Source organism: Flavobacterium sp. LHD-80 (genome assembly GCF_030929605.1).
In the GTDB taxonomy this organism is placed as follows: Bacteria; Bacteroidota; Bacteroidia; order Flavobacteriales; family Flavobacteriaceae; genus Flavobacterium.
Map to the genome: position 1 here is coordinate 1 of NZ_JAVFVS010000014.1, position 17,705 is coordinate 17,705.

The 17,705-nt window shown below is 35.4% G+C and carries 11 protein-coding genes; 5 read left to right on the forward strand and 6 right to left on the reverse strand.

Features of this window, described 5'->3' with window-relative positions; all coding sequences use genetic code 11:
• Window positions 1-204 precede the first annotated feature (204 nt).
• The 6 genes from RB619_RS20360 to RB619_RS20385 all read right to left on the reverse strand — a co-directional run bounded on the left by RB619_RS20360 (window position 205) and on the right by RB619_RS20385 (window position 5,003).
• Window positions 205-969 carry an alpha/beta hydrolase gene (locus RB619_RS20360; RefSeq protein WP_308100937.1) on the reverse strand — a complete coding sequence of 255 codons (765 nt, stop codon included), beginning with the start codon at window positions 967-969 and terminating at the stop codon, window positions 205-207.
• Between the two features lie 7 nt (window positions 970-976).
• Window positions 977-1,516, reverse strand: coding sequence for a hydrolase (locus RB619_RS20365; protein WP_308100938.1), 540 nt, complete (start codon window positions 1,514-1,516; stop codon window positions 977-979).
• A gap of 80 nt (window positions 1,517-1,596) precedes the next feature.
• The gene (locus RB619_RS20370; protein ID WP_308100939.1) at window positions 1,597-2,127 is read right to left on the reverse strand and encodes a hypothetical protein; all 531 of its coding nucleotides are present in this window, start codon (window positions 2,125-2,127) and stop codon (window positions 1,597-1,599) included.
• Window positions 2,124-2,738, reverse strand: a complete 615-nt coding sequence (locus RB619_RS20375) for an isochorismatase family cysteine hydrolase (protein ID WP_308100940.1) — start codon at window positions 2,736-2,738, stop codon at window positions 2,124-2,126. The genes RB619_RS20370 and RB619_RS20375 overlap by 4 nt, the downstream gene beginning before the upstream one ends.
• Before the next feature lie 23 nt (window positions 2,739-2,761).
• On the reverse strand, window positions 2,762-3,505 hold the full coding sequence (locus RB619_RS20380; RefSeq protein WP_308100941.1) for a hypothetical protein: 744 nt from the start codon (window positions 3,503-3,505) through the stop codon (window positions 2,762-2,764).
• 184 nt (window positions 3,506-3,689) lie between these two features.
• Window positions 3,690-5,003, reverse strand: a complete 1,314-nt coding sequence (locus RB619_RS20385) for a sensor histidine kinase (RefSeq protein ID WP_308100942.1) — start codon at window positions 5,001-5,003, stop codon at window positions 3,690-3,692.
• 117 nt (window positions 5,004-5,120) lie between these two features.
• On the opposite strand from RB619_RS20385, the gene RB619_RS20390 reads away from it, so the two are divergent.
• The 5 genes from RB619_RS20390 (at window position 5,121) to RB619_RS20410 (ending at window position 17,699) form a co-directional block, all read left to right on the forward strand.
• Window positions 5,121-6,104: a hypothetical protein gene (locus RB619_RS20390; RefSeq protein ID WP_374119739.1), complete on the forward strand. Its 984-nt coding sequence runs from the start codon at window positions 5,121-5,123 to the stop codon at window positions 6,102-6,104.
• A gap of 251 nt (window positions 6,105-6,355) precedes the next feature.
• Complete coding sequence (locus tag RB619_RS20395; RefSeq protein ID WP_308100944.1) at window positions 6,356-9,802, forward strand: RICIN domain-containing protein; 3,447 nt, start codon at window positions 6,356-6,358, stop codon at window positions 9,800-9,802.
• Between the two features lie 430 nt (window positions 9,803-10,232).
• Entirely contained in the window at window positions 10,233-12,674 is a 2,442-nt protein-coding gene (locus tag RB619_RS20400; protein ID WP_308100945.1) for a beta-L-arabinofuranosidase domain-containing protein, read from the forward strand.
• Window positions 12,675-12,680: 6 nt separating this feature from the next.
• The gene (locus RB619_RS20405; protein WP_308100946.1) at window positions 12,681-15,008 is read left to right on the forward strand and encodes a beta-L-arabinofuranosidase domain-containing protein; all 2,328 of its coding nucleotides are present in this window, start codon (window positions 12,681-12,683) and stop codon (window positions 15,006-15,008) included.
• Window positions 15,009-17,699 (forward strand): glycoside hydrolase family 2 TIM barrel-domain containing protein, encoded by a 2,691-nt coding sequence (locus tag RB619_RS20410; protein ID WP_308100947.1) that lies wholly within the window; start codon window positions 15,009-15,011, stop codon window positions 17,697-17,699.
• Window positions 17,700-17,705 lie beyond the last annotated feature (6 nt).

Consider the following 17,705-nt stretch of genomic DNA (forward strand, 5'->3'; position numbering starts at 1 on the left):
TGTTTTCTTACTTGAAATGAATGCTTGTTTATATCCTTGAATGCGTTAGGGATGGGAGCGGCATCCTTTTGCGGGAACATGAAGGTCTCTTTTATACGAAACTTCTCCCGCAAAAGATAAAGCGGACAGCCCGGCCCGGAGGGAAACGCCATAAATAACTTTACTTTCTAATTTGTAGTTTAATTTTTAGCTATAATTAATTTATTAAAGTGCTTCGTACCAATTTAAAATATGATCCGCTACAATTTCCCAGCCTGGTTCTCCACAAATGAAATGACTTTTACCGTCGAATATTTTGATGTCTACACGACCGTTTTTATATTTTTGCGCAATTGTTTCGGTAAGACTTGGTGGGAAGATATGATCACTGCCACCGCCGATAAATAAAATTGGTTCATGTGACTTTTTGAAATCGATATTCGAAAAGGAATTTAAAACTAATTCTCGACTAACTTTATAGCTTTCTGGTACTGCAAATTTCTCAAACGCCTTTTGCTTTTCAGCTTGTGGAATCGTATTAAAAAATGCATAATCATACCATTCTCGGCTTCCCATGAAATATTTGCCTGAAGAAAAGAAACCAAAGGCTGGTAATACGGTTTTTAAGGTCTGGAATGGCGGAAAAACATTTTTTGGAGGAGCTCCGTCGATACTTACTCCGGCTGTGGCTTTTCCTAACTCGACTAATTTCAGTGCGGCCATACCAGCCATCGAATGTCCTATTACTAAAGGTTTTTCAGGTAAAGTATTAATCAATTTGATTATATTGTTTACAACATCTATAAAACCGGTTTGAACTAAGTCTGGATGGACGTTTGTTCTAAGATCGGCTGGATTTCCGTCGTGTCCTGGATTTGCAGGTGTATAAACTTTATATCCTTTTTTTTCGTAGTGCTCTTTCCATTCGGTCCAAGTGTTGTCGTTTACAAAATTTCCGTGAATGAGTACAATTGTTTTTGATTTTGACATGATTATTTTATTTGATTAATGTTAAAATTTTTTTGAAGATTTCTTTTCTAGAGTCCTTAACAAGTTCATAAAGACACATTTCAATATTTGTCAAGCTTGCTCCTTTGTTTTGTAATTTTTTTAAAGCCAAATCAATACTTTCTTTTGATCGAGAAGAAACACAGTCTATCACAATTTCAACTTCAAAATTATTTGATAGTAATCCTATAGCAGTTTGATAGACGCAAATATGTGCTTCTATGCCACAGATTAACCATTGTTTTTTGTTCGAATTTATAATTGACTGCTTGAAATCGGTATTTTCAAAAGCATTGAAAGTATATTTTTCTATTGGTTTTTGATTTGACAATAATATTTCAAGTTCTGCTATAGTTGAACCAAGCCCTTTCGGATTTTGTTCAGCCCAAATTATCGGAATCGAGAGTATTTGACAACCACGGATTAGTTTTTCAAGGTTTGATACTAATTTTTCACTTTCGTTCACAATACGAGCAAGTTTTCCTTGGACATCTATTAGAATTAATCCTGTGTTTTCGTTTGACAGCATGAATCTTAATTATTAAATTTAATCTTTAAATTTCCTTTTCGTTAAGGATTTAATTAAATGCTATTTTTCTTCTGATCTTTCTAAAACCATATTCCTTTGCTTGCTTTTGCTTCTATATCTTTGGCAAAAAGTGGTGTTTCTTCGTTGTTGTGTTTAATTAAATTCTGAAGCATTTCATCTGTAACTAATTTATAATCAGTTATTTTTAATGAATCTAGTAAAGTTATAAAATCTGGAGTCGAGTTTACCACAACATGATTAAAAAGTTCACAGCTCGACGAATCATGTTTTTTTATTCTTAATTCCCAGATAATATGAAGCTTAGTTTTTCCAGTTGAAGCAATCGAGTCAGATATAGATTGCACGCGACAATGGTCTCTAAAGCTTATATTTTCGACATAATGTTGAATGAGTAGATTGCCTGCTATTTGTTCTACATTTATTGACATTCTCTTTCCTTTATCAGATATCGAATTTCCAGCTGCTAGATGATCTACTGAGCAGGCCTTATATTCAGAATCTTTTAAAGTAAAAAGCCATTCTGTGATATCAATACTTTCAAAAGGAGCATTTATAATTGCTTTGCAAGTACTTTCGGCTAATAATTTCATTTCAAATTGGATATAAATTCATCAGCAGTCAACAGACTATGTCCGTAGTTAGGAAAGTTGGTTTCGACAGTTGCTTTAATTTCGTCCCAATTAATAGCACCGATTCCATCTTTTATTAAAGTTACATGATAACCTAATTCGACTCCATATCTTGCAGTAGAATCAATGCATGTATTGGCTCTCATTCCGGCTAACACAATATGTGTTATACTGTGTTGCTTTAAAAGAAAGTCAAGATCAGTGTTGGCAAATCCGCTGGCTGTCCAGTGATTTTGAGCAATCAGGTCTTCTGGTTTTGGTTGCAGATCAGGATGAAATTCACCACCCCAGCTTCCCTTTTCAAAGAGTGTCAGTTTTAAGCTTCCCATGTGCGAGGGGGATAAAAAATTCCAATTTAAATAGTCACCTTTTTGAGTTTTTCTATGCGGTGCATAAATAATCTTAATTTTATTTTTCCTGCATTCGTCAACCAGTTTTATTAAATTAGGGATTACATTGTTTTCTATCACGGTTTGTTTTACTGCATCCCACAATTTGCCACCTTCTGAAAGGAAATCATTGTAAGGATCTATTAAAATCAAAGCCGTTTTACCAAATTGATTTGTTTTCATTTGATTTAGGTTTAAGAATGATTTTATTTGACAGAATATGGCAATGAAAGATTACCACTTGCAACCGTATACACTTTGTAAACACCCAGCATTGGTTTGGTTCCTTCGCCTTCATGTGAGCCTCCGGCTCCTGTGCTTACTTCCATATAACAGCTTACTGCATCAAATTTGAAATTGGTTTTGTTGTTTATTCTAAAGTCTGGTACAATGACTTTTATGGAATTTCCTTTTGCAACTATATTGAAACCAGGGCTGTCCATATACATTGCCATTCCAGGATTTGTTGGAGGCAAAACCACATTTGGGTCTCCCTTTGTAAATTCTTTCACTGAAAGTCCTCCGCCAACGCGCTTGTCTTCAACCAACAGAACCCAATGTGCGTGCCAGATTAGACCATCATTTAAATAATTTCCGTCGAGATTTTCATCCCAAAGTGGTGTATCTTCAAAATCGGGGTGTGAGGTAAGGGCGAGTGCCACAATTCCTTCGGCCTGACCGAAACCTATATCAGATGATTTTAAAGTAGTTGGGAAAACGTAGGCTAAAACTGGAGCGCCATTTAATTGTCCGACTGGCTTGGGCATCGTTTTTCCAGCAGTTCCTTCTACTTTGATGTCCCAAATGGTAAGACCTAAATCTGCTTTATGCGTAATTACTGCCGACTTTATTTTAAAATCACTGTTGTTGTAAGTACTGCATTTGTCGCAAGCTTTTGCAGCACTATAACTCAAAAAGAGAATTAATAATAGCAATATTGACTTTTTCATGATAAGTGGTTTTAAGGATTAATTATTCTTAAGAAACCAATTTACATGCCATGCCAGAAAAAGCCTGTTTACAGTCGTTCTAACAACTTTTTATTGCTTAAAAAGCACTATATTTCGCTAAACAGATTTAGATTCGTGAGATTTCGCTATCATAAAAAGCATAATATAAAACGTTGTTTTTTAATTACTTTACCTTTTGATTTATTGGGAAATCTTTTGAAAATTCGATTTTAAGAATTGTTCCGTTTTGATTCTCTAAAGAAAATTCGGCATCTAAATCGTCGCTTAAACCTTTGATAAGACTCAATCCAAAAGAATTGATTTTTTTAGCATTCATATTGGTATCAAAGCCAATTCCGTTGTCGGAAATAGTAAGTAAATATCTGTTTTCAGAAGTTGCCTCAAGTGTAATATGAATCATTCCTGTTCGATCAGTTGGGAAAGCGTATTTAATAGAATTTGTTATGGATTCATTTAAAATAAGTCCAATCGGCACCGCCTGAGCAACATCTAATTCCAATGGATCAATTTTTAAATCAAAGCGAATTCGCTGGCCAAGTGAAAAAGATTCTTTTAAATATTCAACCAATTCCTTAATGTAATTGGGCATATTAATCGTCGAAATATTCTCAGAATTATATAATTTCTGATGAATTAAAGACATGGAATGAATACGATGCTGGCTGTTTTTAATGGCAGATAGCGCCATATCATTTTCCAGATAAGCAGATTGTGAATTAAGCAGACTAATTACTGTTTGAAGATTATTTTTTACACGATGATGAATTTCTTTTAAAAGCCATTCTTTTTCATCAAGCAAATGCCTCAGATTAATGTTTTTCTGATTGATTTCTTTTTCTTTTAATTCTAATTCGGCATTAGTTCTTTGTTTTAGACGGTATCGATTGTACAATAAGGCAATAAAAAGAACCAATAAAATCAAACTCCAAATAGAAAGTGTATTTAATAATTTTGATTTTTTTAATGCCGTTTCCTGCAAATCAGTTTCTTTATCTAGTAATTTGATTTTCTGTTCTTTATTTTCAGTTTCATATTGAATTCGAAGCTCTTCAATCTGCTTGTTTTTAGTATAATCTAAGAGAGAATCACTCATTTTTTTATATAATTTATGATGTTCTAAAGCCGATTTAAAATCGCCACTCAACGAATCTAATTTATATAAAGACATTTGTAATGCTTCTGAATTGTAGTTCTGTCGGTATTTTTTTGAAACTGCATCAATCTTATCGATATACAATTTCGTTTTTTGCAGGTTTTTTCGATTCGCATAAAACAAAGCAATAGAAGAATAGGTGTTGCATACATCTCGATAGGTTTGTGGTGAGTCCAAACCATCAGCAGCTTCTCCGGCTTTTATAAAATACTGTTCTGCCGTGCCATAATTTTTAATTCGCGCATAGCAATTTGCGTAGCCAAAATTCATAAGCATATTGTCAAACTTATTTGGAGGCGGATATTTGCTTGTTATCGAATTCATGTATTCAATAGCCTCTTTATTCTTTCCTTTCATCGACAAAGCAGCTGTAGCCGTAATAAAACTTTTGTACCAACTTCCGCTATTATATGTGGTTTGGCCATAGGTGACACTTCCTATATGGATGCTCTAGAAAGAGCAACTTTTAACGCGATGCCTTCGCAAACAACTGAAAATTACAACGAAAAACAATATTTTCAGATGGCAAATCAAATCGAGATTCAGCGTGGCGTTTATGCATTTTCACTTCCTTTTGACAGACAAATGAATAATGTTTTGGGTGCAAGAAGCGGTTATACCTGTTGTTATGCCAATATGCATCAGGGTTGGACAAAGTTCGCGCAGCATTTGTGGTACAAAAATAAAAGCAACGGAATTGCAGCTTTAATTTACAGTCCAAATGTGCTTTCTACAACCGTTGGAGCAGAAAAGCAGAAAATTGCAATTACTGAAAATACACAATATCCATTCAACGATAATATTGATTTTCAGATGGAAATGAAAAAATCAGTTCAATTCCAGTTTCAGCTTCGTATTCCGACTTGGTGTACAAATGCTGAAATTTACGTAAACAATCAAAAAGTAAGTTTTGAAACGAAAAACGGAATTGTAACGTTGGATCAAAAATGGAATAATAAAGATAAGATCACTTTAAAACTTCCGATGAAAGTTCAAGCGTCATCTTGGGCAGATAATTCGAAAACTATTGAAAGAGGGCCATTAGTTTACGCTTTAAAAATGGAAGAAAAGTGGGATAAAGCCAATCAGGAAAATGAAGGCGAATATTTCATATTAAATTCTTCCTCAAAATGGAATTACGGTTTATGGGAAGAATCAGTAAAAGATTTGGATAAGAATGTTCAAGTAAAACAAATTGGTTTAAAGGAAAATTTCAAATGGAATTTAGAAAATGCTCCAATTGAACTGACTATAAAATCAAAACAAATTCCGGATTGGAAAGCGGTAAACGGCTTGGCTTATTTGCCAGTTTCAGGAAGAGACGGCGTTTACAAAGGAAATGTTGATGCTAATTTGGAAACGATAACGTTGGTTCCAATTGGTTTTACAAAACTTAGAGTTGTTGCATTTCCGTTGGTAAAATAAGAACGCTATAAATTTAATTTGCCTTTTTTTTATTTTTTATGACCCGCAAATTCGTTTGCGGGTTTTTTATTTTTTGAATCAAATGCTACGATTTTTTTTTGATAATTAAATAAAACGTTGATGAATCAGTAATTAATAGGTTTTGGTACGAAAAGTTGCTAATATGAGACAATTCGAATAGAAGTTTTTAGACCTAAAAATTACCTTAGAAGTCTATTTACTAATCTATTAACCCAAATAAACCAAAAATTATGAGAAGACGATTACTCGGTTATCTGCATTTTCTTTACCAAAAGAAAAGCAGTATTTTTTTAACTCAAAACAACAGAAAACAGCAAAGTTGGAAATTTCAATTTGCCATGATTTTCACTTTGTTGTTGACTGTAAATTCGATTTTGGCGCAGACCAAAACGATTACCAAAGATCAATATTATGACAAAACTTTAGCCATGCTTATAGGAAGCTGTGGCGGCGTTGTAACTGGTTATGAATACTTAAAAGTATACAATACGCCAGATGGATATTACCAAGCCGGAGCAACCGTAAAAGAACCTGTTGAACCGCTTTTGGGATTGCCAGACAGCTGGTTTGTTTTATTAAACGGAACACTTGGCGGAACTACTAGAGATGAATTTAATTATTTCTCTAATTACGAAGACGGAAAAATTTATTCTGATGATGATCAGCATGTTGAAGTTTTTAATCAGCATATTTTTGAAAAATTCGGACCTTCTGTTTCATATCAGGATATTCGAAAAGAATGGGTTGACCATGATTTGAGAGATTTTGGAGGGACTTCTGATGCTTTAGGATTAATGAACAGCAAGAATTTAATTGCGCCACTATTCGGAAAAAGAGAAAATGGCAATAACGGGCATTGGCTTCCAGAATGTTATATCGAACACGAAATGATGGGTGCCACTTTCCCTGGAATGCCATACAAAGCAGCCGATTATGTAGAGAAATTTTCGAGTATGTCAGGCCAAGGCGAAGCTTTGACTTGGGGACAATATTGGGCAGCCGCACATGCAATCGCTTATTTTGAAACCGATGCCAGAGTAGTGCTTCAGAAGTCGATGGAAGTTGTTCCAGGAAACAGTTGGATTCGCGGTATGTATGACGTTGCTGTCGCGCTTCATCAAAAATATCCAAATGACTGGCGCGCCGCAGTTCGTGAATTATGGACTGAAAAATATCGAAATTTCTATGCTTTTGGTTATGATAAAGTCATGCTTTTAAGCGATCCAAATCACGGAACAGGTTTTCTAGCCATTTTGTATGGACAAAATGATTATATGGAAACCTTGAAAATCTGTTCTTTGGCTGGCGGTGACGGCGATTGTACGGCAGCAAATGTTTGCGGTATGATGGGAATTATCAAAGGAATGGCTGGAACGCCTCAGGCTTTTATTGATCATATTTATAAAAACGGAACGGGTGTGTGGATCAACGATACAGCGCACGGATTGCACATGCACAAAGATTTCCCGAGAGACAGTAAATTCACTGATTTGGCTTCTCAGTTTCAAAAAAATGCAGAACGTATTTTGCGTGCTAACGACGGAACAGTTACAGGAAGTTCTTATATCATTAAAAATGAAACTAGTATTGCTAAAATTTCATCTGTAAATTATGATTTTGAAAAAGGTGATTTAACGAATTGGAATACTTGGAATTCGACAGGAAGCAGTAATACCATTTGGGCAGAAAAACAATATAATGCCACTACAAAAGCAAGTTTTGCCGCAACAGGTTTGTATAAAGGAACTGTTATTACAGATTCAAATACTTCAGAAGCCAAATTATATCAAACGATTACGGGCTTAAAACCAAATACAACTTATAAAATCGAAGGTAGAATCAATAGCGCTGCAGGAAGAGAAGCGCGTTTTTATGCAGAGAATTATGGTGGAAATTACGTTTATGCTTCCATGCTAAACGGACTTACAGCGTTTCCGTATAAATATCTTTACATCAAAACTGGAGCATCAAATACTTCTGTAAATGTTGGACTTCACGCCGTTCCAACAACAAATGCCAGTAAATGGTGTAATATTGATGACATTATCATTACTGAAGTGCCAACAATTCCAATCACGACTTACGAGGCAGAAAGTGCAACTTTAGCGGGTGGCGCTTCTACGGCAACATCGGCAAGTGCAAGCGGAACAAGTTATATAACTGGCTTATCATCAGCAAGTGCATCGGTGACTTTTAATATTACTTCTGATTATAAAGGCGAAAAAGTAGTTCGTATTTATTATGCGAATTCGGGAAATAAAATTTTGCAAGCGCTTGAAGTCAACGGTATCAATATTGGGAATGTTGAATTTATGGATACGGGAGTTGCAACTGCTTTTTCGCAAAATTATATCGAAGCACCGTTAGATTTAAATAATGGAGCAAACACGATTAAAATTGTAGGAGCGACAAATGGCGTAAACATCGATAAAATTGAAGTGTTGAATTCGTACAACGGAACAAAACCGGGAGACGACTCAGATATTATTTCGGGAGGAATTTACAAAATAACCGTTCGTCACACAGGTAAAGCTTTGAATGTTAATGGTGTATCAAATGATAATGGCGCTTTATTCAGCCAATGGGATTATGTTGGAGGAGCCAATCAAAAGTTTAGAGTTGAAGCACTTGGCAACGGATCTTATGCTATTTATGCCGTTCACAGCAACAAAGCGGTCGATGTTTTAGGCTCTTCAACTGCAAATGATGCCTCGGTTGGGCAATGGGATTATGTGCATGGTGGGAATCAGCAATGGGGAATCATCAGCTTGAACAATGGTTATTATAAATTGATGAACAACCATAGCGGAAAATGTCTGGAAGTTACAGGCGCAGGAACTACAAACGGAAGTTTAGTAACACAAAAGGATTATTCGGGAGCGAATAATCAGCAGTGGAATTTTGAAAAAATAGGCGATGCGACTGCTCCGGTTTCAAAAGGAATTTACAAAATCGTAAACCGAAACAGCGGAAAAGTAATTGATATTGCAGGCGTTTCTCAAAACAATGATGCCGCCGTTTCACAGTGGGATGATTTGGGAGGAACAAACCAAAAATTCCAAATCGAATTGACTTCTGGCGGTTATTATAAAATTACCGCTTTGCATTCGAATAAAGTAATCGGAATTGCTGCTTCATCAACTGCAAATGGTGGTGTTGCTACGCAACGAGAATATATTTACGGAAATAATCAGCAATGGAGCATTGTTCCTGTTACTGGAAACTATTTCAAAATTATTAATCGTTTAAGTGGAAAAGCGCTTGAAGTTCCGGGTTCAAGTACGACAAACGGAACACAATTAGCGCAATTAGATTCGGGTACTGCAAACAATCAACAATGGACTTTTGTAAAACTGGATAATGGTCAAGGCGTTTTGGCTAAACCAGGAAAAACAGAAGAAGTGTTAAGCATTAACGAATCTGAAATTCAAAATTCTGATATCAAAGTAATTGTTTATCCAAACCCAACAAAAGGTTTGGTAAATGTTTCGATTCCAAATGCAGAGGAGGAAGTAACGATTCAGGTTTATGGAATTAATGGTAAAATCATTTACAATAAATCATTCGGAATTCAGAATTCGGTGAACTTAGATTTAAATGATTTGTCAAAAGGAATTTATATTATGAAAGTTAAATCAGGAAAGACAATTTCGACTCAAAAAATTGTTTTGAATTAATAAACGCTCATTAAACTTTGTCAAAGTTTCGAACTTTGACAAAGTTATCGAGATGTTTCCATGTGTTAAAACCATTTTTTCATCCAAAATCCGCAGGTTTCAATCTGCGGATTTTTCTTTTTTAACATCGTTTGAATCTGATTTTTTAAAAACTCGTTGAAATATGGCAAATGAAACATTTTGATGCCCTTTTTTGAATAGGAAACTGTAGCAATTTCTGTTTAAAATCCTTTGTAAAACCTCATATTTAATAGAAAAAGTGCAGTATAGTCCCAAAAAGGAAGAATAGCTTTAAAAGAAGCCGTTTTGAAACAAAAGGACTAAAAAATGGGAAAATAAGACCGTCAATTTGAGGCTAATTTTAAGTTATTTGACTTTCTAAGAACGCAGAAAACATTTCGAAATCCTAAGAAATATAATTTACATTTTGATGAAAAATAAACTTATTAAGGCACTTTTGTTATCGAGTGCTTTTACCATTTCGGCACAACAAAAAAACAAATATATAGTAAAAGAAACTGGTCCAAATGTCTGGATGGATTTCCCGTTAAATGATACTCGATTATTAGAAAACAGTCCATTTTATCATGCGATGAAGCTTGACCAAAAATATCTTTTAGGAATGGATGTCAACCGCATGTTGAACGGTTACCGCAAAAGAGCAAATCTTCCTTTGTTAGGAAATTATCCAGGTTCGAATCAGCCAGAAAATACTAGACCAGGCGAAATGCCACATTATATTTCAGGAATCGCATTAATGTATGCGCAGACTGGAGATTTGGAATACAAAAAGAGAGTCGATTATATGATGGCTTCTTTAAAAGAATCAATCGACATCATCAATAAAAATAATCCCGATCAGAATTATATTCTCGGAAGAAAAAATTGGGACAATCCTCTTCACGAATTGTCAAAAGGAAAAATCACTTTAGACGGTGGCGACGAAACCAATTATCCGTGGGGCGGAATGGGGAATTTTTGGTACGTTGTGCACAAAGATTTAGCCGCGTATCGCGATTGTTATATTTATTGTAATAGCGAAATTGCTTTTGAACTATTAAAGAATGAAGGTTCCCGAATTGCTGATTTTGCGCTAAAAGCCAATCCCGATTTATTTGACGACATGCTTGACATTGAACACGGTGGTATGAACGAAGTTTTCGCCGATTTATATGCATTGACGGGAGAAAAAAAATACATGGAAACCTCAATGAAATTCAATCACCAAAAAGTGATTTTAAATACCGCTTTAGGAAACGATGTTTTATACGGACGCCACGTCAACATGCAGGTTCCCACTTTTGCAGGGACGGCGCGACAATATCAATTGGACGGAAATAAAATCAGTAAAGAAGCGACTTTCAATTTCTTAGACCAAATGTACACGCAGCACAATCACGTTATTGGGGGAAGCGGGCGTTATGAACGTTACGTAAAACCGGGCGACGAAACAAAAGGTTTAGGATTTACTTCAGATGAAACTTGCGCGACTTATAATATGCTCAAAACGGCCAGAACGGCTTTTGAAGTTTCGGGCGATTTAAAACATTTGGATTATTTTGAAAGAGCTTTATACAATCATATTTTGGCTTCGCAAGATCCAGATTCGGGTGGTGTGACCTATTATACTTCCTTGATGCCGGGCGGTTTTAAATCATATAGTGATGGTTATAATTTAGAGAAAGTTTGGTGTTGCGTGGGAACTGGAATGGAAAATCATGCGAAATACGGCGAATCGGTTTTTTTTCATAATAACGATGATTTATTTCTGAATTTGTTTATTCCGACCACTTTAAAATGGGAAGAAAAAGGTTTGGAAATCAGTTTAAAAACTAATTTTCCTGAAGAAGACATCATCAATTTAGAAATCAATGAAAACAAGTCTTTTTCAAATAAATTAGTTGTTCGTTACCCGTCTTGGGCAGGAAAGGTAAAAGTTTGGATCAATGACAAAGAAGTTTCGGTTAACGGAAAAGCGGGCGGTACTTTTGAGTTGACAAACAACTGGAAAAAAGACGACAAAATCAAAATTGAAATGCCTCAGAATTTCTGGATTGAAAAATCTAAGGATGAAAAAAATCTCATAACAATCATGCGCGGACCTTTGGTAATGGGCGCGTCATTGGGAAAAGACAAAATGCCAGGAAGCGATTTGGTAAATTACGCCATGCACTATAATAATTGGGTTACGCCTCAAAATGATATTCCGTCGATAATCGCTTCAGAATCGGATATCAATAAATGGATTTTGCCGGTTGAAGGAAAGAAATTAGAATTTAAAACGAAAGGCGCTGGATTTTTAAACGGAAAAGCGAATGAAATTACTTTGATTCCGTTTTACCAAATGCATCATCAGCGTTATTCCGTTTATTTAAAAATGTTTTCGAAAGAAGAACTAAAAGAACGTCAGCAGATTGTGAGCGATGAAATTGATATTTCTTCAGAAAGCGATGAAAAAAAGCATAAATTAACTGCTAACAATTCAGCAAGAATATTAGAAAAAGACGGACGCCATTTTTGGGAAAACAATCGCTACGGAAGAAACGCTTTAAAAAATGATTCTTTTTCATACGAAGTAAAAGCCAACGAAAAAGCATCAAAACAATTTTTGACGGTAACCTTTTGGGGAAGCGCTTCAGACGGAAACGGAATTTCAATTTATGCCGATGATCAGCTTTTGAGCACAGAAGATTTGGGCGAAAAGTTGCCTTTATCTTATTATGAAAAAAGCTTCGAACTTCCTGAAAGTTTAAAAGGAAAAAAGAATGTCAAAATTACGTTCAAAGTTCCAGAAAACTATAATGCTGGAGCGATTTACGGACTTAAATTATCTTCGGATATTTCGAAATTCAAAGGATATTTATTTTATTAAAAAGCTATGAAAAACATCTTTTTTAAAACATTCGGAATCATATTGTTTTGCTCTGGAATTCAGGCACAGCAAGGTTTTGTAGTTTCGGATAAAGTAAAATATAAAACTGATTTCTTTCAATTGAATGAAGTCAGACTTCTCGACAGCAAGTTTAAAAACGCGATGGATAAAGATGCGGCTTATCTTTTGGCTTTAGAGCCTGATCGTTTGCTTTCGAGATTTAGAGAATATGCTGGGCTTTCGCCGAAAGGCAAAATTTACGGAGGCTGGGAAGCGAGAGGAATTTCCGGACATTCGCTTGGACATTATTTAACTGCCGTTTCGCTGATGTATGCGGCAACGGGAGATCAGCGTTTTAAAGATCGAGCTGATTATATCGTTAGTGAATTATTGGAATGCCAGAAAAAGAAGGGAACGGGATATATTGGCGCAATTCCCGATGGAGATAAAATTTTTAATGAAGTTGCAGCTGGAAATATAAAATCGCAAGGATTTGATTTGAACGGTGGCTGGGTTCCTTGGTACACGCAACACAAAGTTTTGGCTGGTTTGGTTGATGCTTATATGTACACGGGAAACAAAAATGCCAAAGAAATTGCTGTTGCCTTTTCAGACTGGATTGATGTCACATTCAAAAACTTGACCAAAGAACAATTTCAGAAAATGTTGGATTGTGAACACGGCGGTATGAACGAAGCTTTGGCAAATGTTTATGCAATCACGGGAAATAAAAAATACTTGGAATTATCGCAACGATTTTATCACGAAAAAGTATTAAATCCGTTGGAAAATCAAAAAGATGAATTGGCGGGATTGCATGCAAATACGCAGATTCCGAAAGTGATTGGGACGGCAAGAGATTATGAATTAACCGGAAATCCAAAAATGCATACGGTTTCTGATTTTTTCTGGAAAGAAGTCGTGAATCATCATTCGTATGTTATTGGCGGAAACAGTAATTATGAACATTTCGGTGCGAGAGATAAATTGGCCGATCAATTAAGTCCAAATACAACTGAAACTTGCAATTCGTATAATATGCTCAAACTGACGGAGCATTTATACAAACTTGATCCGTCTTCGGCTTATATGGATTTTTACGAGCGTGTGATTTACAATCATATTTTGCCATCTCAAAATCCGGAGAACGGAATGGTTTTATATTATTTTCCGTTAAAATCAGGTGAGAAAAAGATTTTTGGAACGCCAGATGATTCGTTTTGGTGTTGCACCGGAACCGGAATGGAAAACCACGCCAAATACGGAGAAGCAATTTATGCAAAAGGAAATCAAGGCGATTTGTACATCAATTTGTTTATTCCGTCAACTTTAAATTGGAAAGAAAAAGGATTAAAAATCAAGCAAACTGGAAATTTTCCTGAAAGCAATAAAGTCACTTTTACAATTGAAGAAGGCAGTTTTAAAAACAAAATTTATTTGCGTGTTCCAGATTGGGCAATAAACGCATCTGTAAAAATTAATGGGAAAAAAGCTGTTGAAAATCTAACTTCAGGAAGCTATTTTGTGATTTCAGGTAATTTGAAAAAAGGTGATATTATTGAATATACTATGCCAATGAACCTTCATCAGCAAGCCATGCCAGACGATCAGAACAAGGTTGCGATGCTTTACAGACCAGTTGTATTGGCTGGAGAATTGGGAACAAATACAATTAAAGCAAGAGAAATTCCGGTTTTAGTGACAAATGATAATGACATTAATAATTGGTTAAAAATCAGCGATGAAAACAAGCTGAAATTTACTATCGAAAATACGCAAAAAACAAGTTTAGTGCCTCTGTATTCGGTAATTGATAATCGTTATATGGTGTATTGGAACAAGTTTTCTACAGACGAATGGAAGGTTCAGAAAGCCGTTTTTGAGAAACAGCGTCTGGAAGAAGAAGCTTTGGAAGCCAGAACATTAGATCATTTGCGAATCGGCGAAATGCAACCCGAAAGAGATCACGAATTTGAAGGGAAAAACACGTTTACTGGAGAATTTCAAAATATGCGCTGGAGAGATGCGCGTGATGGCGGTTATTTCAGTTTTACTATGGAAACTAAAAACAGTCCGCAGGCCAATTTGATTTGTACTTATTTTGGAAGTGACGGTGGCAAGAGATCTTTTAGTATTTTAGTGGACGGAATTGTAATTGCAAAGGAAGTTTTAAAATCGAAAAAGCCGAATTCGTTTTATGATGAAACTTATGTAATTCCGAAAGAGTTAGTGAGCAATAAAACTAAAATTACAATTAAATTTTTAGCCGATCAAGGAAACACAGCGGGTGGGCTGTTTGACTGCAGATTGGTAAAACCAGAAAATAAAAATTAAATGATTCATAGAAAAATTATATTCCTATGGACAATGCTTGCTGTTGTCACAGGATTTAGTCAGGAAAAAATAAAACAATCCATCAATTCAAACTGGCAATTTTATAAAGGAAAAGCCGTAACCACCGAGATTGAGAATGGAAAAAATATAGATTGGGAAGATGTAAATCTGCCTCATAGCTGGAATAAGTTTGATGTCATGGACGATCAATGGGGCTATTACAGAGGTGAAGGATGGTATAAGAAAACAGTTTTTGTAAACCCAAGTTGGAAAAATAAGTCGGTTTATCTTTATTTTGAAGGGGCAAGCCAGACGGCTGAAGTTTATATTAACGGAAAAAAAGTAGGTTCGCACATTGGCGGCTATAACTTTTTTAGTTTTCCGATCAATGATTTTCTTCAGTTTGATAATCCTGAAAAAGGAAATCAGATTGTGGTGAAAGTAGACAATAGCTACAACGAAAATATTCCGCCTCTTGATGCCGATTTTACTTTTTATGGCGGAATTTATCGCGATGTGTATTTAGTTGCAACTAATGAAATTCATTTTGACATGAGCAACAAAGCTTCCGACGGAGTTTTCGTTACAACGCCTTCGGTTTCTGCATCTTCAGCAAATTTTCAGTTGAAAGGAATTGTTGAAAATGCTTCTAAAGTTTCAAAAGACATAAAAATTACGACAAAATTATTTGACGAAAATAATGTTGAAGTTGCCAATATTACTTCCGATTTAAAACTAAAACCAAATTCAAAAACGGAATTCAAAAAGCTTTCAAAAGCGATTCCGAATCCGAAATTATGGTCGCCGGATCAGCCAACTTTGTATAAAGCGGTTTCGGTTATTTTAGATAAAAAAACAAAACAGCAATTGGATTTATTTTCTGCTCCAGTTGGTTTCAGATGGTTTGAATTTACTGCTGATAAAGGATTTTTTCTAAACGGAAAACCAACCAAATTAATTGGGGCCAATCGTCATCAGGATTATAAAGATTTGGCGAATGCTTTGCCAGATGCTTTGGCAGATAAAGATATGCAGTTGATCAAAGACATGGGCGGAAATTTTGTTCGCGTGGCGCATTATCCGCAAGATCCTACGGTTTTAGAAACTTGTGACAGAATCGGACTTTTAGCAATGGTGGAAACTCCAGAAGTGAACCGAATTACAGAAACAAAAGAGTTTGAAGACAACAGTCTTGAAATGCAACGAGAAATGATTCGCCAAAGTTTTAATCACCCCAGCGTTATTGTGTGGGCGTATATGAACGAAATTTTGCTTCGCCCGAGATATGATGAAAAATTGGCTGAAAGACAAGCGTATTACAAAAACGTTGCGGCATTGGCGCAAAAACTTGAAAATTTGACCAGAGAAGAAGATCCATCAAGATATACAATGATTCCAAATCATGGTGCTTTTGATTTGTACAATTCAGTTGGATTAACCAAAATTCCGATGGTTGTGGGGTGGAATTTATACCAAGGATGGTACAGTGGCGAGTTTGGTGGTTTAGAGAAATATTTAGAAAGACACCATCAAGTTTTGCCTGATAAACCTGTAGTAATCACAGAATTTGGTGCCGATGCTGACAGAAGAATGCGTTCACAGAATCCGCAGAAATTTGATAAAACAATGGAGTATGCCATGTTGTATCATAAACATTATTTGAATGCGATTGAAAATCTTGATTATGTAGCCGGAGGAACAATTTGGAATTTAGTTGAATTTAATTCCGAAGGAAGAGCCGAAAGTTGGCCTCACATGAACAATAAAGGCATTATTTCTTGGGACAGAATTCCGAAAGATGCGTATTATTTTTATCAGGCAAGATTATCTAAAAAACCTGTTGTAAGCATTGGTTCTAAAGCTTGGACACATCGTTCGGGAGTTTTAGCTTCTGAAAATGACGATTTTTATGCTGAGAATCTGGAAGTTTTTTCGAATGAAAAGGAAATCACTTTAAAAGTAAACGGACAAACTTTAGGAAGCCAAAAAACAAAAGAAGGCTCAGTTATTTTTAAAGTTCCTTTTAAAAACGGAGCCAATTTGATTGAAGCTTATTCGGCTTCAAATGAAAATGTGAAAGATTTTGTTTCAATTGATTACACGCTTTACGCTCCGAATTTAAACAGCAAAAAATATCCTTTTGAAAATATCCGAATCAGTTTAGGTGATAAACGTCAATATACAGACGAATTGACGCAACAAAACTGGCTTCCAGAACAGGAATATAAAGTGGGAAGCTGGGGTTATGTAGGCGGTCAGGTTTATAAAATGCCTGGAAATCCACAGATTCCATACGGAACAAATAAATTGATAAAAGGAACTGAAAACGATCCAATTTATCAAACACAAAGAGAAGGAATTGAAGCGTTTAATTTTGATGTTCCAGATGGAAAATACGAAGTAACACTTTATTTTGCTGAGCTTGTTTCTGGAAATACACGAGAAGCATTGGCTTATAATTTGGCCGAGAAAAGTGTGAAGGAAGAAAAAGCTTTTAGAGTTTTTGATGTTTTGGTGAACGGCGAATTGTTCTTAGAAAACTTTGGTAACCAAAATTATCTTGAACCTGAAAAAGCAGTCGATATGAAAACTACTGTTTTTGTGAAAGATGGAAAAGGAATTCGTGTTGATTTTAAAGCCAAAACAGGCAAAACAATTCTAAACGGAATTGAATTAAAAAGAATTTTTTAAACGAAA

Bases quoted from the DNA above. Each gene is read 5' to 3' on its own strand.
- RB619_RS20395 (WP_308100944.1), top strand. From the start codon at position 6,356: ATGAGAAGACGATTACTCGGTTATCTGCATTTTCTTTACCAAAAGAAA.
- RB619_RS20380 (WP_308100941.1), bottom strand. From the start codon at position 3,505: ATGAAAAAGTCAATATTGCTATTATTAATTCTCTTTTTGAGTTATAGT.
- RB619_RS20405 (WP_308100946.1), top strand. From the start codon at position 12,681: ATGAAAAACATCTTTTTTAAAACATTCGGAATCATATTGTTTTGCTCT.
- RB619_RS20370 (WP_308100939.1), bottom strand. From the start codon at position 2,127: ATGAAATTATTAGCCGAAAGTACTTGCAAAGCAATTATAAATGCTCCT.
- RB619_RS20365 (WP_308100938.1), bottom strand. From the start codon at position 1,516: ATGCTGTCAAACGAAAACACAGGATTAATTCTAATAGATGTCCAAGGA.
- RB619_RS20390 (WP_374119739.1), top strand. From the start codon at position 5,121: ATGGATGCTCTAGAAAGAGCAACTTTTAACGCGATGCCTTCGCAAACA.
- RB619_RS20360 (WP_308100937.1), bottom strand. From the start codon at position 969: ATGTCAAAATCAAAAACAATTGTACTCATTCACGGAAATTTTGTAAAC.
- RB619_RS20375 (WP_308100940.1), bottom strand. From the start codon at position 2,738: ATGAAAACAAATCAATTTGGTAAAACGGCTTTGATTTTAATAGATCCT.
- RB619_RS20410 (WP_308100947.1), top strand. From the start codon at position 15,009: ATGATTCATAGAAAAATTATATTCCTATGGACAATGCTTGCTGTTGTC.
- RB619_RS20400 (WP_308100945.1), top strand. From the start codon at position 10,233: ATGAAAAATAAACTTATTAAGGCACTTTTGTTATCGAGTGCTTTTACC.
- RB619_RS20385 (WP_308100942.1), bottom strand. From the start codon at position 5,003: ATGAATTCGATAACAAGCAAATATCCGCCTCCAAATAAGTTTGACAAT.